Below are 25,629 nucleotides of genomic sequence, written 5' to 3' on the forward strand. Positions count from 1 at the left end.
GAATCAATCGGACAAACAGTCTATGACATCGCTGCAGCGGCAGGCCGTTCTGGTCTGTGTGGTCTGCGCACTGGCGGCTTTGCTGACCGTAGGCATCACCCTGACCCTGCTCAAACGGGGAAAGCCGGAAACGCCCGGCACACCCGCAGACTCCGTGCCGACGGACACCACCGGGGACGGTGGAAGCACAGATCTTGCCAATCACTATCAGATCGATAACACCTCCAGTGCTCTGCTGACTGAAACAGCGGATGCGGGCACGGAATATCTGGACAGCACCCTGTTTCTGGGAGACTCCAACACTGTGCGTCTGTATAACAACGGCCTGATCTCCTTGCAGCAGTTTTGCGCCAAGGAGGGCATTGGCACCCAGGTGGCCCTGAACGAAGGAATCGTCACCTTTAAGAATGACACCACCCACTACACCATCGCACAGGCGGTGGCAAAAATGAAGCCCCGCCGTGTCGTGATGACCTTTGGTACCAATGACACCGGCATGGAGGTGGCTGATTTTATCAGCAATTATACCGCGCTGGTGCAGGCCATTCAGGAGGCTTACCCCTACACCGATCTCATCGTGAACACGGTGCCTCCTATCCCGGAGAATCACTCCAATTACCCCCACATGGATCAGGCTAAGATCGATGATTTTAATATGGCGCTGCTCAACATGTGCGAACAGCTGGGGGTCAAATTTCTGAATACGGCTGAGGTCCTCAAAGGAGAAAATGGCTACGGCCAGCCGGATTACTACACGGATGGTGATATCCACCTCAAGAGCGCTGGTCTCAAGGCTGCGCTGAACTACCTGCGCGCCCACGCCTACCAGACCGAGGATCGCCGCCCGGACACCAATAATATCCCCACCCGTACGCTGGAATATGTATCCAACCCCAGCTCGGCGGTGCAGGCTCCCAGCTCGGAAGAACCCGCTTCTTCCAGCGAGAGTGAAAGCGTCAGCAGCTCTGAGACTGCCAGCGTCAAGTTTGAGGCCCGTTATCAGGTGGAAAAGAGCGGCGGCGGCACCCTGAGCTGTGGGAACGAGAGCGGCAAGACCAGCCTGACATACGGCATCACAGATGCATCCCAGTCGCTGACTGTTACGGCCACCCCTGCGGAGGGCCATGTGTTCGTCAAGTGGAGCGACGGCGTGACCAGCAAGACCCGTACCGATACCGGCTTCAAGCAGAATCTGGACGTGACAGCAGTGTTTGCAGCTGCTTCCGTTCACATCTCGGAAGGCAAGGCTTCCGCCGGCTCCTATGTCTTTAAGGCTGCGCTGGAGGGTAAATATGCCAAGAGTGAAAACCTGCATTGGTTCGCCAACGGTCAGGAAGTGAAGGAGGCCGCAGGCCGGACAACGGTCACCGTGTCCGCTTCGGCCATCACCAGCGGCAGCTATAAGATCTATGCGGTGGTCGTGTACAACGACTGCGCCGTGGTCAGCAATGCGCTGACCATTACGGTCAGCCCGGAGCCTGCTTCCAGCTCAAATTCCGGCAGCTCTTCTACTTCTTCCGGCAGTACATCCGCGTCCTCTTCGGAGAGCGGCAAGTCTGAGAGCTCGAGCAGCAGTTCTTCCCACAGCACGGCGGAAAGTGAGAGTAAGAGCGAATCCAAGAGCGAGAGCACCTCTTCTTCTCACAGCAGCTCAGAGAGCAAGGCAGAGAGCACTTCGTCCTCCAGCAGCACTGCTTCTGAGAGCAAAACGGAATCCAAAGAGCAGACCAACAGTGAATCGGTCTCCGCTTCGGTTGAAAATGATATTGAGCCCGCAGAGGAGCCTTCCGCTTCCACCGAAGCAGAAGCCAGCCGGTAAACCTTTTTCTGTCTGCCCGCATAGGCTGGGCAGAAGGGAGGGAGCCGGATGTTCTGTGAAGAGATCAAGATCCCCGGGCTGCCCGGTGAGGGAACTGTGACCGATGGCAGTGTGGATTGGTATGAAATGGACTGGGAGAATGTGGACAACGGCGTGACCGAGGAGCAGATGCCCAGAAACGTTGACAAACCCTGCACCGCGCAAGATCCGTGCACGGACAATTCCCCGGTACAGACCGATGATGAAACCTATGAGATAGTTCAGGAATAACTGGAAGCCAGCTCTGCCGGGGCGGGGCTGGCTTCTCGCTGTTCTTTTGATCTGGGAAAAATTCCCCGGTGATCGGGGAACAAGCGTCCCGGAAAATGACACAAGTATGAAAGAGGGGTAATGAACCATGGCAAAATACTATTGTGTTCTGTTTGATGCTGATAATACGCTGCTGGATTTTGATGCAGCGGAAAACAAGGCGCTGGCTGACACCCTGCGGGAGTACGGCATTGAGCCGGATGCCGAGACGGTGCAGACCTACCGCACCATCAACGAAGAGCTCTGGCGGCAGCTGGAAAAGGGCCAGATCCGCCGGGACAAGCTGATGGGGGAGCGGTTCACCCGCTTTCTGAAGGCAGTGAATGCCGCAGGCAACGGTGTGGAGATGAACAAATTCTATCTGGATCAGCTCTCTACCCACCCTGACCTGACATCTCCCAACGTGCTGGACGTGCTCCGGGAACTTTCCGAAGTGGCAACATTGGCTGTAGTGACCAATGGCTTTGACCGGGTGCAGGGCCGCCGTGTGCGGGAATCCGGCATTCTGGATTTTGTGGAGGATGTGTTCGTTTCTGAAAAAATGGACAGCGAAAAGCCCAACCGCAAGATTTTTGATGCCGCGCTCCGTGCGCTGGGCGTGGAGAACCGTGAGCATGTGCTGATGGTGGGCGACAGCCTGAGCAGTGATGTGCAGGGCGGTGTGAACGCCGGGCTGGATACCTGCTGGTATAACCCCAACCACGCCGAGAATCTCGGCAAGGTCGTGCCTACCTATGAGATCAGCAGCCTGGAGGAGCTTTATCCGCTGGTGATGGAGCCGGAGGAGCTGGCCAATGTGGGCCTGAAGAATCGCCGCCACCAGCTGTAATGCTGTGCGGCCTGTGTGAGAGATTGGAAAACGAACAATGCTGATACATTTGGAAAAGCTGGGCAAGAGCTTTGGCGAGAAGATCGTCCTGCATGATGTCACGGCCAGTGTCGAACGGGAGGACCGCATCGGCATCGTGGGCCAGAACGGCGCAGGCAAAACGACCCTGCTGAAGATCCTGACCGGCGAATATACGGACTACGAGGGCGAGTTCAGCGTGACCCATGGTGTGACGCTGGGCTATCTGGAACAGAATGCAAAGCTCGACCCTACGTTGGATATCTACGGCGAGATGCGCTCCTGCTTTGCCCATGTGCTGGATGCCATGGCCCAGATGCAGATCCTGGAGCGCAGAATGGCCGCCAGCCCGGAGGATGCCTCTCTGCTGGAACAGCACGATGCCTTGCAGAACATCATTGATGCCGCTGACGGCTACAATATGGATGTCAACATCAAAAAGGTGCTGTCCGGTATGGGGTTTGCGCAGGATACCTGGACGAAGAATATCGCTGTGCTTTCGGGCGGTGAGCTGACGCGCCTTCGTCTGGCAAAGCTGCTGTTGGAGAAGCCGGATGTCCTGATTTTGGACGAGCCCACCAACCACTTGGATTTTGCCACCATGGAATGGCTGGAGAATTACCTCAAGAGCTATTCTGGTGCCGTGATGGTCGTCAGCCATGACCGCTATTTCCTGGACAATATCTGTACCAGGATCTGGGAGGTCTCCTTCCAGACCATGACCACTTATAAGGGCAACTTCTCAGCCTATCTGCCTCAGAAGGAAGCTGCCGATGCCCTGCGCCAGAAGCAGCACGATGCAGATGTAGCACTGGCTGAAAAGCTGCAGGATTATGTTGACCGCAACCTTGTGCGCGCTTCCACCACCAAGATGGCCCAGAGCCGCCGCAAACAGCTGGAAAAGCTGGAGATCACGGAAGCACCAAAGGATGAAACAAACCAGCTCAAGTTCCGCTTTGAGTATGATGTGGAGCCGTGGAACGAGCTGGTGCTGATGAAGAACCTGACCATCAGGATCGGGGAGCGCACCCTGCTGGAACCCTTTACCTACACGGTCTGCCGGGGTCAGCGGCTGGTGATCGCAGGCCCCAACGGTGCGGGTAAATCCACCCTGATGCAGGTGCTGGATGGTAAGCGCCGCCCCTCCGGCGGCATGGTGCGGCTGGGTACGGGAGCCCGACCCAGCATTTTTGCCCAGCAGCAGAACCGTTTGGGACAGGGCCGGGTGATCGATGTCATCTGGAACAAATATCCCCGGATGACGGAGCTGGAAGTGCGCAGCCATCTGGCAAAGCTGGGTTTCCGGGGCGAGACAGTGTTCAAGCCCTGCGAGGCACTTTCGGGCGGCGAGTTGGCCCGCCTGCGCTTTGCTGAGATCGTACTGGAGCGGCCCAATCTGCTGTTTCTGGACGAGCCTACCAACCACCTGGACATCTACACCCGTGAGAACCTGACTGAAGCCCTGATGGCATACACTGGGACGCTGCTCATGGTCACCCATGACCGCCATCTGATGAACAGTCTGGGCTGTCCCATCCTCTATCTGGAAGATGGCAAGGCTACTCTGTATCCGAGCTACGATGCCCTGATGGGCCGTGCCGCTCCTGCAACTGCCCCAGAAAAAGCCGGGGATCAGCCCGCCAAGGCCGGTTACGGCAAAGAGCAGCGCCGCCGCCGCGCGGAGCTGCGGGCCAAGATCAAGGCTTGCGAGGATGAAATGGAAGCCTGCGGGGCAAGGGAAGTGGAGCTTGACAATGAGATCAACTCCCCGGAGGTCTACAATGACCCCGATCTGCTCCGCCAAAAGAGCGATGAGCTCAGTGATCTGCGTTTCCATCAGGAGGAGCTGTTTGCTGCCTGGGAAAAGGCAATGGAAGAGCAGGAACAGTACGAACAGGCTGCTGGTGAAGAATAATCCGCTGCAAAGGAGAACAATGATGCCTCATAACCGCCGCAATTACAACAAAACGCACAGCATCGCCCTTTCAGGTCTGCTGTTTGCTCTGGCGATGGCGCTTTCCTTCATCGAGGGCACATTGGTCATCCCCGGGCTTTTGCCAGGCATGAAGCTGGGTCTGGCGAATATTGTGGTGATGTATGCCCTGTTCTTCATGGGGCCAAAACAGGCCCTTGTGCTGGATGTGCTGAAGGCGTTCTTCGTCTTTCTGGTCTCCGGCTGGACGGCAGGTTTTCTTTCCCTCTGCGGCGGCCTGCTCTCACTGCTGGTGATGTGGCTGCTCTACTATCACTGCCCGCTGCGGCCTACCTGGTTCATCCTGTCGGTCTGCGGCGCGCTGGCCCACAACATCGGACAGCTGCTGGGAGCCAGTGTCATCCTTTCCACAGCAGTGTCCCTTTACTATGCACCGATTATGCTGGTGCTGGGCCTTGTGATGGGAATGCTCACCAGTGTCACCCTGCGGGCCATACTGCCTGCGCTGGGACGGCTGGGTTATAATATCCAGGAAAACCGCAAAGGATGAGCTGCCCGGTTGCAACCGGGGCCGGAATCCGATATAATAAATCAAATCTGAATTTTTACCCAACATAAAAACTGCCCACGGGATAGCGCACTTTGGCGCGGGGCAGCTGGGAGGTATGAGTTTATGTCTGAAAAAGTGACTGTCAAGGTGGAGCGCAATATCCTCCATCTTCCCGCCATTGCCCTGCGTGGGCTGGTGGTGTTCCCCAACAACCTGCTGCATTTTGAGGTGGGTCGTGACAAGAGCATTGCCGCTGTGGAATGGGCCGTGCGGAATAAATCCGAGGTGTTCCTCATTGCGCAGAAGGATATGAAGGCTGAGGACCCCAAGGCAGAGGAGATGTACCAGTACGGCGTTGTGGCCGAGATCAAGCAGGTCATGCGTGTTTCGGATGATCTGGTGCGCATTCTGGTGGAGGGCAAGTTCCGCGCCAAGCGCACCGAGCTGGATACCGATGGCAGCTTCCTGCTGGCATCGGTGCGGCCGGCTCCTGTGCGCCCCATCAAGGCAGAGGAAGAGACCGAGGCAGAGGCCCTGCTCCGCAACGTGAAAACGAGCTTCGACGCGGTGCTTTCCATGAATCCCCGCATCAGCAAGGACGTGGTGTTTGCTGTTACCTCGAATAACGACCCCGCCTTCCTGTGCGAGTACATCCCCGCCAATCTGCTCTTCCGCTTTGAGGATAAGCAGGCTGTGATGGAGGAAAGCACCCTCATCGGCCGTCTGCGCCTGCTGGTGGAACGCCTGCATCGGGAACGCCGGATGCTGGAGATCGACAAGGAGATCGCCCAGAAAGTGGACGAGGCCATGGATAAGAACCAGCGTGATTACTACCTGCATGAGCAGATGCACATGATCAGCCAGGAGCTGGGCGAGGACGATGATACCACGGCAGAGGCCGAGGAGTATCGCCGCAGGATCCAGGAGCTGCATCTGGACGAGGAGCGGGAGAAGAAACTGCTCAAGGAAGTGGACCGCCTTGCCAAGATGCAGAGCAGCAATCAGGAGGGAACGGTCATCCGCACCTATCTGGATACCTGCCTGGATCTGCCCTGGAACAGCTTTACCGAGGACGACCTTGATATTGCCAAGGCACAGCGCATCCTTGACCGTGACCACTACGGCCTGAAGAAAGTCAAGGACCGCATTCTTGAGGTGTTGGCTGTCCGTAAGCTGGCTCCGGATGTCAAGGGGCAGATCATCTGCCTGGTCGGCCCTCCGGGTGTCGGCAAGACCAGCATTGCCCGCTCCATTGCCGAGAGCCTGAACCGCAAGTATGTGCGCATCAGTCTGGGCGGTGTGCGGGATGAGGCAGAGATCCGCGGCCACCGCCGCACCTATATCGGGGCCATGCCCGGCAAGATCATCAACGCCATGATCTCCGCCAAGAGCTCCAACCCCCTGATGCTGCTGGACGAAATCGACAAGCTGGCGGGCGATTTCCGGGGTGACCCGGCCGCTGCCCTGCTGGAAGCCCTTGATCCCGAGCAGAACACCACCTTTAATGATCACTTTATCGATATGCCGTTTGATCTGAGCCATGTGCTTTTTATCACTACGGCAAATGATCTGAGCGCCATTCCCGGCCCTCTGCGTGACCGCATGGATGTCATTGAGCTGCCCAGTTATACCCGGGTGGAGAAATACAACATTGCCCGCAAGCATCTGGTACCCAAGCAGCTCAAGGCCTGCGGTCTGGCCGGGAAGGTCACCTTCTCCCAGAGCGCGCTCTACGGCATCATTGACGGCTACACCCGTGAGGCCGGTGTCCGCACCCTGGAGCGTACCATCACCAGTGTCCTGCGCAAGTGCGCCCGCAAGATCGCGTCCGGTGAGGCGGAAAACGTTTCTGTGACCGGCAGCAGCCTGGAAGAGCTGCTGGGGCCCCGCTTCGTCAAGCCCGATTTTCTCAACCGGACCAATGCCATTGGCATTGCCAACGGTCTGGCCTGGACCAGCATCGGCGGCGAGACCCTGCCCATCGAAGTCCAGGTCATGGACAATGGCAGCGGCAAGATCACCGTCACCGGTTCGCTGGGCGACGTGATGAAAGAAAGTGCCCAGCTGGCCATCACCTATGTCCGTGTCCACGCCGAGGAATACGGCATCGACCCTGAGCGGCTGAAAAAGTGCGATCTGCACATCCATGCCCCCGAGGGTGCCGTGCCCAAGGACGGCCCCAGCGCCGGTGTTACTCTGACCACGGCTCTGGTGTCCTGCCTGTCCGGCATTCCGGTGCGCGGTGATGTTGCCATGACCGGCGAGATCACTCTGCACGGCAATGTGCTGCCCATCGGCGGTCTGCGCGAAAAGAGCATGGCTGCCTACCGTGAGGGGATGAAAACTGTGCTCATCCCCAAGGATAACGTTCCGGACCTGTACGAGGTGGATGACGAGGTGAAGAAGAATCTGACCTTCCTGCCCATGTCTGACCTCGCGCAGGTGCTCAATGCCGCTCTGCTTAAGCCCAAGAGCGTTTCTGCCCGTCATCCGCACCCCGCCAAAAAAGCAAAGCCGGTGGAAGCGGCCATCCCGCCCGCACCGGAAAAACCGAAGCCGGGGGCTGTCTGCTAATCAAAGGAGCAAACGATGAACTACAACAAAGCGGATTTTATTGCAAGCTACGGCATTTCCAGCCAGCTGCCCGAAAGTGACCGTCCGGAACTCAGCTTCTCAGGCCGTTCCAACGTGGGCAAGTCCAGCCTCATCAACAAGCTGTGCAACCGCAAGAACCTTGCCCGTGTATCCAGTACACCGGGCAAAACGGCCACCATCAACTTCTATGAGGTGGACAACTGCTATTTTGTGGATCTGCCCGGCTATGGCTATGCCAAGGTCAGCAATGCAGACCGCGAGCGCTGGGATGACCTCATCAACAGCTATTTTGAGGCTCCCCGGCATCATACCCTGCTGGTGCAGCTCATCGACTGCCGCCATGCCCCCAGCGCAGATGACCTGCAGATGCTGAAGTATCTGCACTACCATCAGATCCCCTTTGTTGTGGCATTGACCAAAGCCGATAAGCTCAAAAAGAGCCAGCTGGCCAAGACACAGGAGGATTTTGAAAAGATCTGCCTGCCCTATGGCTGCCAGAAGGTGGTACTGACCAGCGGCGAGAACGGCTACGGCATCCCAGAGCTGCAGGCGGTGTTGAACGAGGCCGTGGCGGCTGAGTTCACCGATGACGAGGAAGCGGAGTAAACCATGGCCTACAATGAATTTGCCTATTTCTATGATGAATTCAACGGCGAAGCCGACTACGATGCCCTCTATGAGCAGATCCGGCAGGAGTTGAATGCCCACGATATCCGGGATGGCATTCTGGCCGATCTGGGTTGTGGAACAGGGGAGCTGACCTTGATGCTGACCCAGGCGGGCTATGATATGATCGGCATCGATCAGTCCGAGGAGATGCTCTGTGTTGTGCGGGATAAGGCGGAACAGCTGGGCCTTTCCGGCAAGCTGCTGCTTTTGCAGCAGGATCTGCTCAAGCTCGACCTCTACGGCACGATTCGTGGCGCAGTGTCTACCTTCGATACCTTCAACCACATCCCGGACCTGGATACCGCCATTGCCAACGCGGCTTTTTTCATGGAAGAGGGCGGCGTGTTCCTCTTTGATATGAACACCCCTTACAAGCACCAGAAGGTGCTGGGGGAGAATGTATTTACCTTTGAGGAAGAGGATGCTGCCTGCGTCTGGCGCAACCACTATCACCCTGCGGACCGCCGGGTGGAGATCACGGTGGACATCGATTACCGCGAGACCGGCGAACACTTCCATGAACAGTTCTATGAATATACCTACGACCTGGATACCATCCGAGCTGCGTTGGAAAAGCACGGCTTTGTGCTGGAAAAGGTCTGCGACGGTGAGAGCTTCGGCCCCCTGACCGAAGAGAGCGAACGCTATTTCTTCTGTGCCGTCAAGCAGTATACCCAATTGGAGGAAAAAGAAAATGTCTAATCTGATCCGCGGTATTTCTGAAAACGGCGGTGTTGTGTTTTGTGGTGTGGACTCCACTGAGATCGTCCGCACGGCCGAGCAGCTGCACCACACCAGTGCAACCTGCAGCGCAGCCCTGGGCCGCCTGCTCACCGGTGCGTCCCTGATGGGCTCCATGCTCAAGGACGATGGCGATTCCATTACGCTGCGTGTGGCGGGCGGCGGCCCCACCGGCACGGTTGTTGCCTGTACCGATGGCACCGGCAATGTCAAGGGCTGCATCGACCACCCGCTGGTAGAGCTGCCTCTGAAAGCAAACGGCCATCTGGATGTGGGCGGTGCTGTGGGCAAAAACGGCGTGCTGACTGTCATCCGTGACAACCGCCTGCAGAAAGAACCCACTGTGGGCCAGGTGCCGCTGGTCTCCGGCGAGATCGCCGAGGACCTGACCAGCTACTATGCTTACAGCGAGCAGGTGCCCACCGTCTGCGCTCTGGGGGTGCTGGTGGATACTGACCTGACCATTGCCTGCGCGGGCGGCTTCCTGCTGCAGCTGCTGCCCGGTGCCACCGATGCCGAGATCACCCAGCTGGAGCAGAACATCGCCGCCATGCCTTCCGTTACTGAACTGCTTCGGGAAGGCAAGACCCCCGAGGATATGATGAACCTTGCACTGGCAGGCTTCAACCCCAATGTTCTGGATGAGCGCGAGGTGCAGTACGAGTGTGACTGCAGTGCCGAGCGCACCGAAGAGATGCTGCTGAGCCTGGGTCGCAAGGAGCTGGAAAAGCTCCGGGATGAGGATCCTGACTGCGAGGTCGTCTGTCATTTCTGCCACACTAAATATCATTTTGACCTGAATCAGCTGGTGGAGAAGGCTGCTTATAAAAAAGAAGCGGCCGAAGAGCCCGCCGAAAATGCATAAGATGTAACCTGAAAACGGCCCGGAGCGAGAAACTCCGGGCCGTTTTCAGGTGCAGATATCAGCAATGATGGTGTAGACTACCCGGTAATGCAGCATATCGTTCTCGGTTGTGACATCTACTTTCTGCGCCACAAATTCTGCGTCCGGGTAATCATTTTGCAAGGCCTGTAAGCCATGCAGACGGGCCAGTGCTCTGGCTTCATCCTCTGAGGAATGAATTTCATTTTCTGCCTGTTCGTAATAGGTGGTTTCCTTAACGGAAAGCGGGAGCGTCAGCCCCAGAAGCTCTGGCTGAAGATGCCGTGTGACCGCCGTGGAATCGTCCGCAGGGGAGAAAAGGGAAGGCAATGGGAACACCTGCCCGGCAAGGAAAAGCCTTCGCTGAACGGCAGTGTTTCCGGTCAGCTGGTATGTGGCAGCCATCAGCGGAAGCTCTTCCGCAAACTCCCACTCGAACTGTGCCCGGACGCTTCCGGCGGCAGGCTGAAAGATCAGCGTGCCGTCCCGTTCAGCCCGGGCAGTGCCGATGAGTCCCTGGTCTTTTTCCACTGCCTGCCCGGGAATCACCAGCATCGTCCCGCTGACAAGGTTTGTGCTGACCACCGTACCTGCAGCCTTTGCCCGCAGGCCATGGAGCGTTCCGGCGGCGATCTCCGGCACCGGTTTGGCTTCTGCCGCTTCCAGTTCCAGCCGCCCATCCAGAAAATTCAGGCTGACCCACGAGAACTCACCGCTCTGGAGCAGCGCATATTCCCCGGCGGCAAGTTTTTCCTGCGTGACGATACTGCCCGGCATCAGGGAAACGGTTTCCCGCAGCACGGAAGCTGCCCGCGCCTGCTGGCCGGTCGTCAGGCCGGAAGCATCCACAGCCCAGACAAGGCCCTGTGACCAAAGCAAAAGCGGCACAAACAGCAAAAGCCCGGCCCACAGCCCCCGCCGCCGGAGGTAGGGCCGCAGGAGAAAAAACAGCCCTGTCTTTTTGCGGATGCGCAGATGCACCCGCCGCTTGCGGGCAAGTTTTGCCAGCCGGAGGTAACGCCATGCCGCACATCGGGCTGTAAAGCCGCCGGGAGCAGGGAAGATGTCGGTGAGATGCAGGCCTGTCCGTGCAGCTTCGGAGAGCAGGCCATCGGTATCACCGTTCCGGGCAGAAAATGCTGCCCCGGCCCAAAGCTGTAAGATGCTGCATCCCCCCTAACTGCTGGAAAAATCCGTGCGCAGGAACCGCCCCCGCAGGGTAATGCGGTGAGCGGCCAGCGTTTCGATTCTAAGCCCGTCCCCATACACGGTGAACAGCCCGCCCGCAAATTCCAGGCAGAGCCTGCCCTCCTCATAGGTGCGCACCCTGCGGAAGTGCTCGATCTCCATCACACCGCCGCTCAGATAGACAGACGGCTGGCCGTAAAAGCCCCGGGGAGGCTGGCGCAGCATCCGACCAAACCAGCCGCGCAGGGAGAGCCGCCCGGTTTTCTGCTGTTTCACACCCGCTCCCTCCCCGCCGGGCAAAACTGCGCCCCGTATCACATATATATGGAACCGGAGGGCGTGTGTATGAATCAGCTTTTCAGATGGGATCAGACGGGTTTGTTTTTGCTGGCACTGGCGGCAGGGATTCTGCCGTTTGCAGTGCCGGAGATTTGTGCCGCTGCTCTGCGGGAAGGGCTGACCCTCTGCAGCGGGCCGCTGCTGCTCTCGCTGTTCCCGTTTCTCGTGGTATCGCGCTTACTCATCCAATGCCCGGAAAGCGACCTGCTGGCCCTGCCGTTCCGTCTGGCGGCGTGGGGCATCGGCATCCGCACACCCTGTGCGGCACGGGTGCTCTGCATCGGGTTCCTGGGTGGCTTTGCACCAGCGGCCAGTGCTGCGGCGCAGGCAGTCAGGACCGGTCAGCTTACGGCTGAGGAAGCGGATGCCCTGCTACCTGCCTGTATCTGTTCCGGGCCATCCTTTGTGGTTCTGACGGTGGGGCAGAGCCTGCTGGGCAGTGCAGAGCTTGGCGTGCTGCTGTTTGCGTCACAGATCACCGCAAACTATCTGACTGCCGCCCTGCTGAACCGGTTTGCAGGAGTGCGTTCGGTCAAACCGGAATCTGCAGCACCAGCATCCCCTGCACCGCCGCGGCTGGATGAGATCCTGGCCGATGCCGCCATAACGTACTGCAAGCTTTGTGGGTTTATCCTCTTTTTCCGGATGCTGGCCGCCGGGGCAGGGGCGCTTTTGCCTGCCGGTGCGGGCACACTCTGTTCCATTCTGCTGGAAGTCTGCTCCGGCTGTGACCTGGCCTCCCGCACCGGACGATGGGGGAGCCTGCTCTGCTGTGTAGCACTGAGCGTGCAGGGGCTTTCTGTGTTGCTGCAGGTGCGCACCATCTGCCCGCCGGAAATGACCCTGCGCCCGCTCTACCGGTCCAGGTTGCTCCATCTGCCGCTTTCACTGGCCCTGTTCTATCTGCTGCTGCCTGGCGGGGAGGCGGATGTGTTCAGCACTCTGCCTGCCCGGGTACTTTTGATGCGGCGGGTGCCGCCGGATTGTGCCCTGCTCGTCTTTGCAGTGTGTTGTATGGCAGCCTGCACTTTGCGCAGTGGAATCCGTCAAGTTGAACAGAAACAGATGGCAAGAAATGCAGGTGGGTGTTGTATAAATTCCAAAACTTTGCTATAATAAGACGTAAGCATTCAATGACAGGGAAGCTTCCCTGAACAGATGGAAATAAAATAAATGAGCACACGCTTATTTTAGATGGAGGACCATAGAATGGATTTACAGAATATGGATCTTAAGGGCGGGAGCCTGCAAATTTCCACCGAGGTCATCGGCAAGATCGCACGCTGTGCTGCACTGGAAGTGGACGGTGTGTCCGAGGTCTCCTGCGGCAAGCAGAACAAAAAGGTCAAGGAGCTGCTGGCTGCTGCCAGCATCCAGCCCCCTGTTACCGTGGAGATGCGGGACGGTACCGCGGAACTGACCCTGAATCTGGTGGTCAAGTTTGGTGCAAAGATCCCTGCTGTGGCCGAAAAGGTACAGGAGAATGTCAAGTCTGCTGTTCAGAACATGACCAATGTCACGGTAAGCCGTGTGAACCTTGTCATTGCCGGCCTTGCGGCCGAGGAACAGGAATAAAAAGTAGAAGAGGAAGATTATGGAAAATATTTTGCCCCGTCGTGAAGCCCGTGAGAATGCGTTCCTGCTGGCTTTTTCCCAGACCTTTGGTGATGTGCCCCTGCAGGAAGCACTGGATACGAACAATGAGTGTGGGGAAGAGCGTCCTGTGGATGTGTTCGGCCAGCGCCTGCTGAGTGCCTATTACAGCCATTCTGCAGAGGTGGACGACCTCATCCGTGACCATCTGCGCAACTGGACCATGGAGCGCCTGCCCCGTGTCAGCCTGACTGTCCTGCGTCTGGCTCTGGCTGAGATGCTGTATGGCGACGAGCGTAAGCCCGGTGTTGTCATCAATGAGGCTGTGGAGCTGACCAAGAAATACGGCGCAGATGAGGACTATCAGTTCGTGAATGGTCTGCTGGGTGCTGTTGCCCGTGAGCAGGGTCTGGATACGGAGCCGGTGGAGTCGGAAGAACAGTGAGCCACTATACGCTGGGCATCGACACAAGCAACTATGCAACCTCTCTGGCGGTTTTTCACACAGCCGGAGAGGTTGTTTGCGCAAAGAAACGTTTTCTGCCGGTCAAGGAAGGCCAGCTGGGCCTGCGGCAGAGTGATGCGCTCTTCCACCATACCGCGGCTCTGCCCGAGATGCTGGAGGAGCTTGGCCGGGAGTTTGATCTGACCCAAATCTCGGCAGTGGGCGTTTCCCAGAAGCCGCGCCCCGTGGAGGGAAGCTATATGCCCTGCTTCCTGGCGGGTGTCAGCGCGGCCACAGCCTTTGCGCAGGCCCGGGGCATCCCGCTCATCCATACCACCCATCAGCAGGGACACGCAGCGGCAGCGCTGTTTGCAGCAAAAGGGGAAGAGCTCTTCCGCCAGAAAGTGCTGCTCTTCCACATCTCAGGCGGTACAACGGATCTTCTGCTCTGCAATGAGGTAAAGGAAATCACCACACTGGGCACCAGCACCGACCTATACGCCGGGCAGGCAGTGGATCGTGTGGGGGTCAAGCTGGGGTTTGGCTTCCCGGCAGGTGTGGAAGTTTCCCGTCTGGCTGCCTTGTGTGAGGAACCCATTAAGCCAAGATCCAGCGTGAAGGGGATGCAGTGCAGTCTTTCGGGGCTAGAAAATCAGTGCAATGCCCTGCTGAATGAGGGCAAAACCCCGGAGTATGTCTGCAAATACTGCCTGCTTTGTGTAGCGGATACCGTGGTGAAGATGACAAAAGCCGCCCAGAAGGAATACCCCGGCCTACCGGTGGTCTGTGCGGGCGGTGTGATGAGCAGTGATATCATCCGTGCCTGGGTGCAGCAGCGCCTTCCGCAGGTGTATTTCGTGCCCGGGCAGTATTCCAGCGACAACGCCATCGGTGTGTCCATTCTTGCCGCACAGGAGGCTGGATTATGGCTGAAGTGATCTCAGTCTCGGCCCTGAACCGGTACGTCAAGAATCTGCTGGACGTGAATGATGTTCTGTTCGATCTGGCCCTGCGGGGCGAGATCGCCAACTTTGTACAGAACGCCCGGAGCGGGCACTGCTACTTTTCCCTGCGGGACGAAGCCGCCAGCGTCAGGGCTGTGATGTTCCGCTCCGATGCGCGGCGGCTGGGCTTCCAGCCCGAAGAGGGCATGAAGGTGGTGGTGCGCTGCCGTGTGACCCTTTACGAGCGGGACGGTGCGTTTCAGGTCTATGTCAACGACATGTTTCCGGACGGCATCGGTTCGACACAGCTGGCCTTTGAACAGCTGAAGGCGAAACTGGACAAAGAAGGACTGTTTGCACCGGAGCACAAAAAGCCGCTGCCCCGGTTCCCGCAGTGTATCGGCCTTGTTACCAGCAAGACTGGTGCTGCACTGCAGGATATCCGCAATGTCATCGGTCGGCGCTGGCCCGCAGTGCGTCTGCTGCTGGCTCCTGTGAATGTGCAGGGCTTTGAAGCGGCAGAGGAGATCGCCGATGCCATTACCCGGCTGGACAAAAGCGGGCGGGTGGACGAGATCATTGTAGCGCGCGGCGGCGGAAGCCGGGAGGACCTGTGGGTATTCAACGCCGAGGTCATTGCCCGGGCGGCCTACCGCTGCAAAACGCCCCTCATCAGCGCCATTGGTCACGAGATCGATTTTACGATCCTGGATTTTGTGGCAGATCAGCGCGCGCCCACACCCTCAGCGGCGGCAGAGCTTGCTGTGCCCGACCGTGCCGAACAAGGACGGAAATTATGCACTTTGGAAGAAAATATTCACAATTGTATCCAATTTAAGCTGAGTTTATGTTATAATAAGCTGGAACAGACCGAACAGCTGCTTTCCCGTGCTGGTGTACAGGCAGCGCTGGAGGAGCGTGCTGCCCGCCTGGATACTCTGGCCGGGCGGCTGCAAACTGCCGCCAGAGGTAAGCTGCAGGCCGGAGAGCTGCGTCTGAAGCATACGGCGGCACTTGCCGCATCCCTGAACCCCTACGGTGTACTGGCCCGCGGCTATGCCATGGTGCAGGACAATAGGGGAAGGATCTGCACGCCGGATGCACTCCGGCCCGGGCAGACCTGTAAACTCCGGGGCACGGAACACCGCGTGACCTGCACGGTCAACACAGTGGAGGAACTGGATGAGAGCACCCAAAAGCTTTGAGGATGGAATGACCCGGCTGGAAGCCATCCTTGAACAGATGCAGCAGCCGGAAACAACGCTGGCGGAATCGGTCAAACTCTATGCCGAAGCCGCATCCCTGATGGATTATTGTAACGGTACGCTGGAAAAGGCCACGCTGCAGCTGGATGAGATCGACGCGCAGCGGGCCCCCCGGCCGGATGCCGCACATTAAGGAGGAAGTTTCATGGATTACGCGAAGCAGTATCAAGAGTATCTTGCCAGGGCAAATCAGGCACTGGAAAAGGCCTGCGAGACTTTTTTGCCCGAGGAATCTGAGGTCTGCCGGGCTGCCCGTTACAGCCTGCTGGGCGGCGGCAAACGCATCCGCGCAGTGCTGGTTCTGGCCGTGTGCGATATGCTCAACGGCAGCGCTGAAGCAGCCGAGCAGTTTGCGGCGGCGGTCGAGATGCTGCACTGCTATTCTTTGATCCATGATGATCTGCCCTGTATGGACAACGATGACCTGCGCCGGGGCAAGCCCAGCTGCCACAAGGCCTTTGGTGAATCCACTGCTATGCTGGCCGGCGATGTACTGTTGACCGAGGCGTTCAACGTGGTTGCAAATGCACCGGCTTCGCCCGTTGTCAGTGTGCGGGCCGCAAGGGCCTTGGGCGCTGGTGCAGGCAGCCATGGCATGGTTTACGGGCAGGAGCTTGACCTGAAATATGAGGCACTGGCTGCCACTGAAGAGCAGCTGCGGCTGATCCACCGGAACAAGACCGGTGCGCTCATCAATGCTGCTGTTCAGATGGGTGCTGCCGCTGCTCAGGCCAATGAGGCCCAGTGCAAGGAGCTGGAGGACTATGCCTTCGGCATTGGTCTGGTGTTCCAGATCGTGGACGATGTGCTGGATGTGACCAGCACCGCCGAACAGCTGGGCAAACCCATTGGCAGCGACAGTGAGAACGGCAAGACCACCTTTGTGACCTTGTATGGGGCCGAGGGTGCCATGGAGCTAGCAAAAAAACTGAACAACGAGACCTGCGCCTCCCTGCACGCGGAATTTGGCGAAAAGGCCGCTTTCCTGGAGCAGCTGGCAAAAGAGCTGCTGGTGCGCCGCAGCTGATCCGAAAAAATAAGAAGGTGGAACTACCATGCAATTTATCCATAGCGTCCTGACGTTCAATGAGATCCTTACAGTATCCCTGTTGTCCTGGTTTGTGGCGCAGGTGCTCAAGACCATCATCAACTTCGTCCTGCTGGGCAGGTTCCAGCTGGAGCGGATGTGGGGCGATGGCGGTATGCCCAGTGCCCACAGTGCCACGGTAACGGCCATGGTCATTGCTACGGCACGCAGCGAGGGTATCCATTCGGCTATCTTTGCGGTGGCCGCAGTTGTTGCCATCATCACCATGCACGATGCTATGGGTGTGCGCCGCGAGACCGGTGAGCAGGCCAAGGTGCTGAACAAGATGCTGGAGCAGTGGATCGAAGTGACCGAGAAAAACAATCCCTTCCTGCAGAATATGCACCTGAAAGAGATGGTTGGTCACACTCCGCTGCAGGTTATGGCCGGTTTTGCACTGGGTATACTGGTCGGCTTCCTCTATCCTATGGGCCTCTGAGCGCCCCATTTCAAAACGTGAGAAGGACGTGAATTTATGAATTCGCCTTTGCTGGAGAAAATCTCTCAGCCCAGCGATCTGAAAAAGCTGTCCAGTCAGCAGACCGTGCAGCTTTGCGCAGAAATCCGTGAATTTCTTCTGGATAACGTATCAAAGACCGGCGGCCATCTGGCATCCAATCTGGGTGCTGTGGAGCTGACGGTGGCTCTGCACCGGGTGCTGACCACCCCCACGGATGAGATCGTGTTTGATGTGGGCCATCAGTGCTATACCCACAAGCTGCTGACCGGCCGCCGCGAGGGCTTTGCCAAGCTGCGGCAGCTGGATGGCATTTCCGGTTTCCCGAACCCAAACGAAAGTGAGCATGATGCTTTTATTGCCGGTCACGGCAACACCGCGCTCTCGCTGGCCGTGGGCATTGCCTGGGCCAAAAAGCTGCGGGGCGAGCCGGGACAGGTGGTTGCCCTCATTGGTGACGGTGCCTTTACCGGCGGTATGGTCTACGAGGGCATGAACAATATCGGCGGGCTGGACAATCTGCTGGTCATCCTGAACGACAACAAGATGTCCATTTCCAAGAATGTGGGCGCGTTGTCCCGCTACCTGAGCCATCTGCGCACCACCAGCCGCTATTACGATGCCAAGGAAAATGTGCGTTCCTTTCTGGATGGCGTGCCTGTCATCGGCCCACCGCTGAAATCTGCGATCCAGAACAGCAAGGCCATGGTGCGCAGGGCAATGTATCATTCGACCATGTTTGAGGATATGGGCTTCCACTATTATGGTCCTTTTGATGGTAACAATGAGCCGGAGCTTGAAGGGATCCTGCGCGATATCCACAGGCAGCCCGGCCCCCATTTCCTGCATGTCGTGACCAAGAAAGGCAAAGGCTATGCCCCGGCTGAGAGCAACCCCGGTAACTTCCACGGTGTTTCGACCTTTGATCTGGTCAACAGCATCCCGGACCCTGAGGTGGCTCCCAAGGAGTCTTTCTCGACGGTGTTCGGCAATGTCCTGAACAAGGAGGGGGCGGAAAACCAGAAGATCTGTGCCATCACGGCCGCAATGAAGTATGGTACGGGCCTGCAGTTCTTTGCACACACCCACCCCAAGCGTTTCTTTGATGTGGGCATGGCAGAGCAGCATGCTGTGACCTTTGCAGCGGGCCTTGCCAGCCAGGGAATGCTGCCGGTAGTCTGCATCTACTCCACCTTCCTGCAGCGTTCCTATGACCAGATCATCCATGATGTGAACCTGCTGAAGGAGAATGTTGTCCTTGCCATCGACCGGGCCGGTTTTGTTCCGGCAGACGGCGAGACTCATCAGGGAATCTTCGACCCGGCCTTCCTCAGTCAGGTGGGAATTCCTGTCTATTCGCCCTCCAACTATGCCGAACTGCGGCACTGGCTGCCCATCCTGCTCAGTGATGAGATGCAGGGTCCCCGGGCAATCCGGTATCCCCGCGGTGGTGAGAGCGCAGCACTGGCGCAGTTTGGCTGTTCCGGCAGGGAATATGACCGGCTCTATACCGCCCCTGATGCTAAGACTGTAATGGTCAGTTACGCCGACGAAGTCGAGGATGTGCTGACTGCGGCGAAGCTTCTGGGCAAAGAAAATGTTCCCTGTGATGTTTATAAGCTTGTAAAGATATATCCCTTTACACCTGAGCTTATTTCTGAAATTTCAAGATATGACGTTGTTTTGCTTGCGGAGGAATGCGTAGCCTGCGGCGGCATCGGTGAGCATCTGGAAATGGCTCTGCGGAAAGCAGGATGGCAGGGTGCTTATATCCATCGTGGTGTGGAGGATGTGCGTCTGCCCCATGCGACGGTTCCGCAGATCAAGCAAAGCACCGGCCTGGATGCAGAACATCTGGCACAGGCCATCCGTACATGGAAAGGAGCAGAATCTTGAAGATTCGTTTGGATCAATATCTGGTTCAGCATGGCCTGATCCAGAGCCGTGAGCGCGCCAAGGCGATGATCATGTCCGGCGTGGTCTTTGTCAATGAACAGAAGGTAGACAAAGCCGGTGAGATGATCAAAGAAGATGCCAAGGTGGAGGTGCGCGGCCATGATATCGGTTATGTCAGCCGCGGCGGCCTGAAGCTGGAAAAGGCGATGCAGTGTTTTCCGCTGACCCCCAAGGGGAAAGTCTGCATGGACATTGGCGCATCCACCGGCGGCTTTACCGACTGTATGCTGCAAAATGGGGCAGTCAAGGTCTACGCAGTGGATGTGGGCTACGGTCAGCTGGCATGGAGTTTGCGCACCGATGAGCGAGTGGTCAATATGGAGCGCACAAACATCCGCAACGTGACCCTTGACCAGCTGGCAGAGCCAATCGAGTTTTTCAGTGTAGATGTCTCTTTTATCTCGCTGCATCATATTTTCCCGGTGGCGCAGGCCATCACCACTCCGGACGCTATGGGTGTCTGCCTGGTCAAGCCTCAGTTTGAGGCTGGCCGCGAAAAGGTGGGCAAAAACGGCGTTGTCCGTGACCCTGCCACCCACCGTGAGGTGCTGCACAATGCCATGGGCTATGCTGCTGCCAACGGCTTCAAGGTCTGCGGACTGGATTTCAGCCCCGTCAAGGGCCCTGAGGGAAACATTGAATATCTGATGTTCGTTCAGAAGAGCGATGAACCCGGTGCGCTGGATGATTCGGTTGCTGAACAGGTGGTGGTATCCAGCCATTCTACGCTGGACCGCTGAACCATAATCCATAAAATCAGGGAGGGCGCGGACGATGACCGTCTACATTTCCCCAAACCCCGGCAAGGCTATGGCCTACGGCATTTCCCAGCGTGCGGCGCAGATCCTGCTGACCCATGGGGCACAGGTGCTGATGCAGGACGGCCTGCAGGCCGAGTGCATGACCATGGGCGTGGAGTATCTGACCCAGAAGGAATGCCTGGAACGGACGGATGTCATCCTGACCATCGGAGGAGATGGCACCATCCTGCATGAAGCCAACCTCTCACTGGAATACAGAAAGCCCATTCTCGGCATCAATCTGGGCCGGTGCGGCTTTCTGGCTACCTGTGAGGTCGATGAAATGGAAGCCAAGCTCTCCGCCGTAGCCCGGGGTGAATATTTTCTGGATAACCGGATGCTGCTTTATGTCCGTGTGCTGGGGGATGACAGCTGGGAGGGCCATGCCCTGAATGATGTGGTTATGACCAAGGGCCGCCTGCAGCAGGCAGTGGATTTCAGCATCTATTGTGATGATATCCTGGTGGAGCATTACCGGGGCGATGGTGTCATTGTGGCAACGCCCACCGGCTCCACCGCTTATTCTCTGGCGGCAGGCGGGCCGATCCTTGATTCTCAGACCAAGGGCATCGTTGTCACACCCATCTGCCCCCACAGCCTTGCCAGCCCGGCCATGGTTTTTGCGCAGGAGCGCAAGATCAACCTCTGTGTGGGCCAGGTGGCAGATGAAGAAGTTTTTATCAGTTGTGATGGGAATGCGGGCTATTCCGTAAAAGCCGGAGCCACCGCGGAGGTGCGGCTGTCTGATCAGGTCGTGCAGCTCATCACCTTCAGCAAGGCCGACCAGTTCCAGGCCATTGACCAGAAACTGCGCGGCAGACGATGACACAAACACAACGAAGGGAGAAGATCACATGGGACGCACCAGCCGAGGGGATAACAAAAGCAAGCAGCAGCGGCAGCAGACCATCCTGCGTCTGATCCAGGAGAATCCCATCAGCCGACAGGAGACTCTGTTGGAGTACCTGAGCAAGGAAGGTTTTGATGCCACACAGGCGACCATTTCCCGCGATATCCGGGAGATGAACCTTGTCAAAGCTGCCACCACCACCGGCTACCGCTATGTTTCCAGCCACAGCGAGGCACTTAACCCCAAGATGCAGGCCCGGTTTGAGACCATCTTCCATGAATCTGTCCTGGGGGTGGACTTTGCGGGCCATGTGGTGCTGGTAAAGTGCTACTCTGGCATGGCCAATGCGGCCTGCGAGGTGTTTGACGCACTCAAGTGGAAAAATGTGGTCGGCACCCTTTCTGGTGACGATACCTTTCTGATCGTGGCCCGCTCAGAGCGGGACGCAAAGACCATTTGCACCGAGCTTGGGCATTACATCGGGCAGAAATAAAGGCAGGAGAGAACGAACATGTTGAGCAGTCTGCAAATTGAAAATGTTGCAGTCATCCAGAAGGCCAACGTGCATTTTGAGAAGGGCCTGAATGTCCTTACCGGCGAGACCGGTGCGGGCAAATCTATCCTGATTGACTCCATCAATGCCATTCTGGGCAACCGCACCTCCAAGGATCTGGTGCGCACGGGGGCTGCAAAAGCAGTCATCCGGGCGGCATTTGATGATGTTCCGCCTGCAGTGCTGGACAGCCTGGAAAAGGCAGGATATGAGCGCTCAGAAGCGCTGACCCTGAGCCGTGAGATCACTGCCGAGGGCAAGAGCACCTGCCGCATCAACGGAATGCCTGCCACAGCAGCCATTCTGCGGGAACTGTGCGGTGGGCTCATCAACATCAACGGCCAGCACGATTCCGTAGGCCTGTTGAACCCGGCCCGCCATGAGGGTATCCTGGATGCCTACGCCCAGAACGGGGCGGTGTATCAGGAGTATTATGCTGTTTACCGGGAGCTTATCAAGGTCAAAAAGGAGCTGGATGCCATCATCACCGATGAGGGTGAAAAACAGCGAAAGATCGATCTGCTGAGTTATCAGGTACAGGAGATCGAGGATGCCAGCCTGACCGCAGGCGAAGAGGAGACGCTGATGGCCCGCCGTAAGGTGCTGGCAAATGCCTCCACCATCCGGGAGCGCATCTCCCAGAGCTATGCGCTGCTTTCGGGCGGAGATGATGCCCCGGGTGCCGTTGATCTGCTGGGGGAAGCCTCCAATGCGATCGATGGAGCCGCCCAACTGGACAGCGGCCTTTCTGCTGCCGCCGGACAGCTGCTGGATCTTTATTACACCGCAAAAGACCTTTCTGCTGACCTGATCGGGCGGCTGGAGGGCTACGAGACGAATGATGCAGAGCTGGATGAGATCGAACAGCGGATGGATCTGATCTACAAGCTCAAGCGAAAATACGGTGATACTGTGGAAGATATCATCGCCTTTGGACAGCAGGCAAGGGAAGAGCTGGACCGCATCCAATTCTCACAGGAGCGGACAGAGCATCTGCAGGCTGAAAAGCATCGGCTCTATGTACTTGCCCGGGATAAGGCCGAGGTGCTGACCCAGACCCGCCTGAAAGCCTTTGAGGAATTGAACAGGCGCATCTCCGGCACACTGGATTTTTTGAACATGCCCGGTGTCCGCATGACCCTGCGCCATACCCGCGGCCCGTTGGCCAGCCATGGCCAGGACAGCGTGGAGTTTTATATTTCCACAAACCCCGGTGAGGATCCCAAGCCGCTGGCAAAAATCGCTTCCGGCGGTGAACTGAGCCGTATCACGCTGGCAATCAAAAATGCCATGGCCGATAAGGACGCAGTGCCTACGGTCATCTACGATGAGATCGACAGCGGCGTATCCGGCAAGGCGGCCAGCCGCATCGGTGAGGTGCTCAAACAGAGCGCAAAAGATCACCAGATCCTCTGCATCACCCACACAGCGCAGATCGCTGCACTGGCCGACTGCCATCTGCTTATCCAGAAGAATATCACGAATGAGCGAACCTATACCGAGATCCACCCGCTGGATACCGAGGGAAGAGTGGACGCACTGGCGCATATCATTTCTGGTGACCATGTCACGGAGCTTTCCCGTGCCAATGCCAGAGAGATGCTGGGGCTGGCCGAGCATGAAACCGGTGATTGACAACCCTGCTGATTTGTGCTAAACTGATTTTTGTTGAAAGACGTTGAAGGGAACAAGTACCTTGTTAGTGTCTGCCCAGAGAGACCCCGGTTGGTGCAAGGGGTGTGCAGAACAACAGGGGAAATACCTCCCGGAGTTGCAGGCTGAATGCTTTGGCTAGTAGGCTGTGCCGCGTGCGAGCGTTACAAACGCAGGAGTGTATCCCATCTCTGTGGGGCGCACTCGTGAGGCCGTTTCCGTGAGGGGGCGGCAAACAGAGGTGGTACCGCGATTTTCTCGCCCTCTGCCAAATTCATTTTTGGCAGGGGGCGTTTTCTTTTGTCCTCTGCCCGATAAAACAGGAGGATAATCCCATGACCCTTTACGAAGAACTGCAGGCTCGCGGTCTGGTAGCCCAGATCACCGACAATGAGATCATTGACCTCATCAACAACGGCAAGGCCACTTTCTATATTGGCTTTGACTGCACTGCAGACAGCCTGACTGCAGGCCATTTTATGGCCCTGACCCTGATGAAGCGCTTGCAGATGGCTGGCAATAAGCCCATTGCCCTGATCGGCGGCGGCACCACCATGATCGGTGACCCCTCTGGCCGTACCGATATGCGCAAAATGCTGACCAAGGAGGATATTGCTCACAATGCAGCCTGCTTCAAGAAGCAGATGGAGAAGTTCATCGATTTCTCTGAGGGCAAGGCTCTGATGCTGAACAATGCCGACTGGCTGCTGAACCTGAATTATGTTGAGCTGCTGCGTGATGTGGGTGCCTGCTTCTCCGTCAACAACATGCTCCGCGCCAAGTGCTATGAGCAGCGCATGGAGAAGGGCCTGTCCTTCCTCGAGTTCAACTACATGATCATGCAGAGCTACGACTTCTACTACATGTTCCAGCACTACGGCTGCAACATGCAGTTTGGCGGCGATGACCAGTGGAGCAACATGCTGGGCGGCACTGAGCTGATCCGCCGCAAGCTGGGCAAGGATGCCTACGCGATGACTATTACCCTGCTGACCGATTCTCAGGGCAAGAAGATGGGCAAGACTGCAGGCAATGCGGTCTGGCTCGACCCCAACAAGACCAGTCCCTTTGAGTTCTACCAGTACTGGCGCAATGTCGGCGATGCTGACGTGATGAAGTGCATCCGGATGCTGACCTTCCTTCCGCTGGAGCAGATCGATGAGATGAGCACCTGGAAGGATCAGCGTCTGAACGAGGCCAAGGAGATCCTGGCCTACGAGCTGACCAAAATGGTGCACGGCGAGGAAGAGGCTGAGAAGGCCCAGAACGCTGCCCGTGCCCTGTTCAGCGGTGCTGCCGACACTGAGCACATGCCCTCCACTCAGCTGACCGAAGCGGATCTGACCGATGGCTCCATCGGCATCCTGACCCTCATGGTCAAGGCCGGTCTGGCCGCTTCCAACGGCGAGGCCCGCCGCCTGGTCGTGCAGGGCGGTGTCCTGGTGGATGGTGAAAAGGTAGCTGCTCCCACTGTCAGCTTTACCGCTGATCAGCTGAAGAACGGTATCGTCATCAAGAAGGGCAAGAAGATCTACCACAAAGTGACCCTGTAATCTTTTAGAACCAGCGTATGATAAAAGCCCGGCGGCATCCGATTTTTGGATGCCGCCGGGCTTTTTACGTTTATGTGATATTCACAGAGAAGGGCAGCTTACAGCTCAAAGGCCTTCTTCAGCACATCGTAAGCGGAGTCCTCGTTCTCACTGCGCACCAGCAGAGAAATATCCAAATCGCTGGTGGTAATGAGCAGAACCTCGATGTCAGCCATGGCCAGTGCGTTCAGGGCCCGGGCAGCTACACCGCAGCTGGTGACCATGTCCTCACCAAAGAGGTTCAGCTTGGAGTAACCAACGCTGATCAGCGGGGAGGCCTTGGCATCCTTGTCAAGATTGGCGGCAGAGATGGCCTTCATCACCAGCGTCAGATCGCTGGCAGATGCGGTAAAGCTGAAATCGATGTTGGTACCGTGAGGGGCGTTCTGACTGATCATATCCACCACAACGCCGGTATCGGCAAAGATCTGCAGGTAGCGGGCCAGGCTGTTGCCCTTGAACTCCACATCCTGTACACTGATCATCATCAGGCTGGGCTCAATGTTGATTTTGGAAACACCATACATAATGAACACTCCAATCTGCCCCAAAGGGCTGCAA

General features: G+C 57.4%; 26 protein-coding genes and 1 other annotated feature. Of the genes, 23 read left to right on the forward strand and 3 right to left on the reverse strand.

What is annotated here, in order from left to right; genetic code table 11:
- The first annotated feature begins 22 nt into the window (after nucleotides 1–22).
- The 9 genes from J3353_RS00395 (at nucleotide 23) to hslO (ending at nucleotide 10,328) form a co-directional block, all read left to right on the forward strand.
- Nucleotides 23–1,819 carry an SGNH/GDSL hydrolase family protein gene (locus tag J3353_RS00395; RefSeq protein WP_242700788.1) on the forward strand — a complete coding sequence of 599 codons (1,797 nt, stop codon included), beginning with the start codon at nucleotides 23–25 and terminating at the stop codon, nucleotides 1,817–1,819.
- A gap of 48 nt (nucleotides 1,820–1,867) precedes the next feature.
- A complete protein-coding gene (locus J3353_RS00400; RefSeq protein ID WP_097771102.1) occupies nucleotides 1,868–2,089 on the forward strand; it encodes a hypothetical protein in 222 nt (73 codons plus the stop codon).
- Nucleotides 2,090–2,216: 127 nt separating this feature from the next.
- Nucleotides 2,217–2,957: a YjjG family noncanonical pyrimidine nucleotidase gene (locus J3353_RS00405; protein ID WP_207683842.1), complete on the forward strand. Its 741-nt coding sequence runs from the start codon at nucleotides 2,217–2,219 to the stop codon at nucleotides 2,955–2,957.
- Between the two features lie 37 nt (nucleotides 2,958–2,994).
- On the forward strand, nucleotides 2,995–4,890 hold the full coding sequence (locus tag J3353_RS00410) for an ABC-F family ATP-binding cassette domain-containing protein (protein WP_207683843.1): 1,896 nt from the start codon (nucleotides 2,995–2,997) through the stop codon (nucleotides 4,888–4,890).
- Between the two features lie 19 nt (nucleotides 4,891–4,909).
- Nucleotides 4,910–5,458: a Gx transporter family protein gene (locus tag J3353_RS00415; protein ID WP_242700789.1), complete on the forward strand. Its 549-nt coding sequence runs from the start codon at nucleotides 4,910–4,912 to the stop codon at nucleotides 5,456–5,458.
- Nucleotides 5,459–5,581: 123 nt separating this feature from the next.
- On the forward strand, nucleotides 5,582–8,032 hold the full coding sequence (gene lon, locus J3353_RS00420; protein ID WP_207683844.1) for an endopeptidase La: 2,451 nt from the start codon (nucleotides 5,582–5,584) through the stop codon (nucleotides 8,030–8,032).
- 15 nt (nucleotides 8,033–8,047) lie between these two features.
- Nucleotides 8,048–8,659 carry a ribosome biogenesis GTP-binding protein YihA/YsxC gene (yihA, locus tag J3353_RS00425; RefSeq protein WP_207683845.1) on the forward strand — a complete coding sequence of 204 codons (612 nt, stop codon included), beginning with the start codon at nucleotides 8,048–8,050 and terminating at the stop codon, nucleotides 8,657–8,659.
- 3 nt (nucleotides 8,660–8,662) lie between these two features.
- The gene (locus tag J3353_RS00430; RefSeq protein WP_098922388.1) at nucleotides 8,663–9,424 is read left to right on the forward strand and encodes a class I SAM-dependent methyltransferase; all 762 of its coding nucleotides are present in this window, start codon (nucleotides 8,663–8,665) and stop codon (nucleotides 9,422–9,424) included.
- Nucleotides 9,417–10,328 (forward strand): Hsp33 family molecular chaperone HslO, encoded by a 912-nt coding sequence (hslO, locus tag J3353_RS00435; protein WP_207683846.1) that lies wholly within the window; start codon nucleotides 9,417–9,419, stop codon nucleotides 10,326–10,328. The genes J3353_RS00430 and hslO overlap by 8 nt, the downstream gene beginning before the upstream one ends.
- A gap of 45 nt (nucleotides 10,329–10,373) precedes the next feature.
- Here hslO and J3353_RS00440 read toward each other — a convergent pair whose 3' ends face one another.
- Complete coding sequence (locus J3353_RS00440) at nucleotides 10,374–11,510, reverse strand: sporulation protein YqfD (protein ID WP_207683903.1); 1,137 nt, start codon at nucleotides 11,508–11,510, stop codon at nucleotides 10,374–10,376.
- 12 nt (nucleotides 11,511–11,522) lie between these two features.
- On the reverse strand, nucleotides 11,523–11,810 hold the full coding sequence (locus J3353_RS00445) for a YabP/YqfC family sporulation protein (protein ID WP_223454142.1): 288 nt from the start codon (nucleotides 11,808–11,810) through the stop codon (nucleotides 11,523–11,525).
- A gap of 69 nt (nucleotides 11,811–11,879) precedes the next feature.
- Here J3353_RS00445 and J3353_RS00450 point away from each other — a divergent pair, with 69 nt between their 5' ends.
- The 14 genes from J3353_RS00450 to tyrS all read left to right on the forward strand — a co-directional run bounded on the left by J3353_RS00450 (nucleotide 11,880) and on the right by tyrS (nucleotide 25,029).
- Nucleotides 11,880–12,989, forward strand: a complete 1,110-nt coding sequence (locus J3353_RS00450; RefSeq protein ID WP_207683847.1) for a hypothetical protein — start codon at nucleotides 11,880–11,882, stop codon at nucleotides 12,987–12,989.
- Nucleotides 12,990–13,067: 78 nt separating this feature from the next.
- Nucleotides 13,068–13,448, forward strand: coding sequence for an Asp23/Gls24 family envelope stress response protein (locus tag J3353_RS00455; RefSeq protein ID WP_005933700.1), 381 nt, complete (start codon nucleotides 13,068–13,070; stop codon nucleotides 13,446–13,448).
- Between the two features lie 19 nt (nucleotides 13,449–13,467).
- Nucleotides 13,468–13,911: a transcription antitermination factor NusB gene (nusB, locus tag J3353_RS00460; RefSeq protein ID WP_005933702.1), complete on the forward strand. Its 444-nt coding sequence runs from the start codon at nucleotides 13,468–13,470 to the stop codon at nucleotides 13,909–13,911.
- On the forward strand, nucleotides 13,908–14,849 hold the full coding sequence (locus J3353_RS00465) for a glycoprotease (protein ID WP_098922380.1): 942 nt from the start codon (nucleotides 13,908–13,910) through the stop codon (nucleotides 14,847–14,849). Before nusB ends, J3353_RS00465 begins: the two co-directional genes overlap by 4 nt.
- Nucleotides 14,837–16,060: an exodeoxyribonuclease VII large subunit gene (xseA, locus tag J3353_RS00470; protein ID WP_207683848.1), complete on the forward strand. Its 1,224-nt coding sequence runs from the start codon at nucleotides 14,837–14,839 to the stop codon at nucleotides 16,058–16,060. The genes J3353_RS00465 and xseA overlap by 13 nt, the downstream gene beginning before the upstream one ends.
- Nucleotides 16,038–16,253: an exodeoxyribonuclease VII small subunit gene (gene xseB / locus J3353_RS00475; RefSeq protein ID WP_223383781.1), complete on the forward strand. Its 216-nt coding sequence runs from the start codon at nucleotides 16,038–16,040 to the stop codon at nucleotides 16,251–16,253. Before xseA ends, xseB begins: the two co-directional genes overlap by 23 nt.
- A 12-nt stretch (nucleotides 16,254–16,265) precedes the next feature.
- Nucleotides 16,266–17,147 carry a polyprenyl synthetase family protein gene (locus J3353_RS00480; protein ID WP_207683849.1) on the forward strand — a complete coding sequence of 294 codons (882 nt, stop codon included), beginning with the start codon at nucleotides 16,266–16,268 and terminating at the stop codon, nucleotides 17,145–17,147.
- Nucleotides 17,148–17,175: 28 nt separating this feature from the next.
- Nucleotides 17,176–17,646, forward strand: coding sequence for a divergent PAP2 family protein (locus tag J3353_RS00485; protein ID WP_005934165.1), 471 nt, complete (start codon nucleotides 17,176–17,178; stop codon nucleotides 17,644–17,646).
- A gap of 36 nt (nucleotides 17,647–17,682) precedes the next feature.
- On the forward strand, nucleotides 17,683–19,560 hold the full coding sequence (dxs, locus tag J3353_RS00490; protein ID WP_207683850.1) for a 1-deoxy-D-xylulose-5-phosphate synthase: 1,878 nt from the start codon (nucleotides 17,683–17,685) through the stop codon (nucleotides 19,558–19,560).
- Nucleotides 19,557–20,360 carry a TlyA family RNA methyltransferase gene (locus J3353_RS00495; protein ID WP_035394439.1) on the forward strand — a complete coding sequence of 268 codons (804 nt, stop codon included), beginning with the start codon at nucleotides 19,557–19,559 and terminating at the stop codon, nucleotides 20,358–20,360. Before dxs ends, J3353_RS00495 begins: the two co-directional genes overlap by 4 nt.
- A gap of 34 nt (nucleotides 20,361–20,394) precedes the next feature.
- Nucleotides 20,395–21,246, forward strand: a complete 852-nt coding sequence (locus J3353_RS00500; RefSeq protein ID WP_097771968.1) for an NAD(+)/NADH kinase — start codon at nucleotides 20,395–20,397, stop codon at nucleotides 21,244–21,246.
- Nucleotides 21,247–21,274: 28 nt separating this feature from the next.
- A complete protein-coding gene (locus J3353_RS00505; RefSeq protein ID WP_005934198.1) occupies nucleotides 21,275–21,763 on the forward strand; it encodes an arginine repressor in 489 nt (162 codons plus the stop codon).
- Between the two features lie 18 nt (nucleotides 21,764–21,781).
- Nucleotides 21,782–23,458, forward strand: a complete 1,677-nt coding sequence (recN, locus tag J3353_RS00510) for a DNA repair protein RecN (RefSeq protein ID WP_005934201.1) — start codon at nucleotides 21,782–21,784, stop codon at nucleotides 23,456–23,458.
- A 34-nt stretch (nucleotides 23,459–23,492) separates the two neighbouring features.
- Nucleotides 23,493–23,745, forward strand: a binding site (T-box leader).
- Nucleotides 23,746–23,811: 66 nt separating this feature from the next.
- Nucleotides 23,812–25,029 (forward strand): tyrosine--tRNA ligase, encoded by a 1,218-nt coding sequence (gene tyrS, locus J3353_RS00515; protein WP_097771118.1) that lies wholly within the window; start codon nucleotides 23,812–23,814, stop codon nucleotides 25,027–25,029.
- A 98-nt stretch (nucleotides 25,030–25,127) separates the two neighbouring features.
- Here the strand turns inward: tyrS and J3353_RS00520 are convergent, their stop codons facing one another.
- Nucleotides 25,128–25,595, reverse strand: a complete 468-nt coding sequence (locus J3353_RS00520; RefSeq protein WP_207683851.1) for an ACT domain-containing protein — start codon at nucleotides 25,593–25,595, stop codon at nucleotides 25,128–25,130.
- Nucleotides 25,596–25,629 lie beyond the last annotated feature (34 nt).

The sequence above is a fragment of the Faecalibacterium sp. Marseille-Q4137 genome (assembly GCF_017377535.1).
In the GTDB taxonomy this organism is placed as follows: Bacteria; Bacillota; Clostridia; order Oscillospirales; family Ruminococcaceae; genus Faecalibacterium; species Faecalibacterium duncaniae.

What these genes read in the sequence shown, in the direction of transcription:
- J3353_RS00395 (WP_242700788.1), top strand. Translation starts at nt 23, where the DNA reads ATGACATCGCTGCAGCGGCAGGCCGTTCTGGTCTGTGTGGTCTGCGCA.
- J3353_RS00400 (WP_097771102.1), top strand. Translation starts at nt 1,868, where the DNA reads ATGTTCTGTGAAGAGATCAAGATCCCCGGGCTGCCCGGTGAGGGAACT.
- J3353_RS00405 (WP_207683842.1), top strand. Translation starts at nt 2,217, where the DNA reads ATGGCAAAATACTATTGTGTTCTGTTTGATGCTGATAATACGCTGCTG.
- J3353_RS00410 (WP_207683843.1), top strand. Translation starts at nt 2,995, where the DNA reads ATGCTGATACATTTGGAAAAGCTGGGCAAGAGCTTTGGCGAGAAGATC.
- J3353_RS00415 (WP_242700789.1), top strand. Translation starts at nt 4,910, where the DNA reads ATGATGCCTCATAACCGCCGCAATTACAACAAAACGCACAGCATCGCC.
- lon (WP_207683844.1), top strand. Translation starts at nt 5,582, where the DNA reads ATGTCTGAAAAAGTGACTGTCAAGGTGGAGCGCAATATCCTCCATCTT.
- yihA (WP_207683845.1), top strand. Translation starts at nt 8,048, where the DNA reads ATGAACTACAACAAAGCGGATTTTATTGCAAGCTACGGCATTTCCAGC.
- J3353_RS00430 (WP_098922388.1), top strand. Translation starts at nt 8,663, where the DNA reads ATGGCCTACAATGAATTTGCCTATTTCTATGATGAATTCAACGGCGAA.
- hslO (WP_207683846.1), top strand. Translation starts at nt 9,417, where the DNA reads ATGTCTAATCTGATCCGCGGTATTTCTGAAAACGGCGGTGTTGTGTTT.
- J3353_RS00450 (WP_207683847.1), top strand. Translation starts at nt 11,880, where the DNA reads ATGAATCAGCTTTTCAGATGGGATCAGACGGGTTTGTTTTTGCTGGCA.
- J3353_RS00455 (WP_005933700.1), top strand. Translation starts at nt 13,068, where the DNA reads ATGGAGGACCATAGAATGGATTTACAGAATATGGATCTTAAGGGCGGG.
- nusB (WP_005933702.1), top strand. Translation starts at nt 13,468, where the DNA reads ATGGAAAATATTTTGCCCCGTCGTGAAGCCCGTGAGAATGCGTTCCTG.
- xseA (WP_207683848.1), top strand. Translation starts at nt 14,837, where the DNA reads ATGGCTGAAGTGATCTCAGTCTCGGCCCTGAACCGGTACGTCAAGAAT.
- xseB (WP_223383781.1), top strand. Translation starts at nt 16,038, where the DNA reads ATGAGAGCACCCAAAAGCTTTGAGGATGGAATGACCCGGCTGGAAGCC.
- J3353_RS00480 (WP_207683849.1), top strand. Translation starts at nt 16,266, where the DNA reads ATGGATTACGCGAAGCAGTATCAAGAGTATCTTGCCAGGGCAAATCAG.
- J3353_RS00485 (WP_005934165.1), top strand. Translation starts at nt 17,176, where the DNA reads ATGCAATTTATCCATAGCGTCCTGACGTTCAATGAGATCCTTACAGTA.
- dxs (WP_207683850.1), top strand. Translation starts at nt 17,683, where the DNA reads ATGAATTCGCCTTTGCTGGAGAAAATCTCTCAGCCCAGCGATCTGAAA.
- J3353_RS00500 (WP_097771968.1), top strand. Translation starts at nt 20,395, where the DNA reads ATGACCGTCTACATTTCCCCAAACCCCGGCAAGGCTATGGCCTACGGC.
- J3353_RS00505 (WP_005934198.1), top strand. Translation starts at nt 21,275, where the DNA reads ATGGGACGCACCAGCCGAGGGGATAACAAAAGCAAGCAGCAGCGGCAG.
- recN (WP_005934201.1), top strand. Translation starts at nt 21,782, where the DNA reads ATGTTGAGCAGTCTGCAAATTGAAAATGTTGCAGTCATCCAGAAGGCC.
- tyrS (WP_097771118.1), top strand. Translation starts at nt 23,812, where the DNA reads ATGACCCTTTACGAAGAACTGCAGGCTCGCGGTCTGGTAGCCCAGATC.
- J3353_RS00520 (WP_207683851.1), bottom strand. Translation starts at nt 25,595, where the DNA reads ATGTATGGTGTTTCCAAAATCAACATTGAGCCCAGCCTGATGATGATC.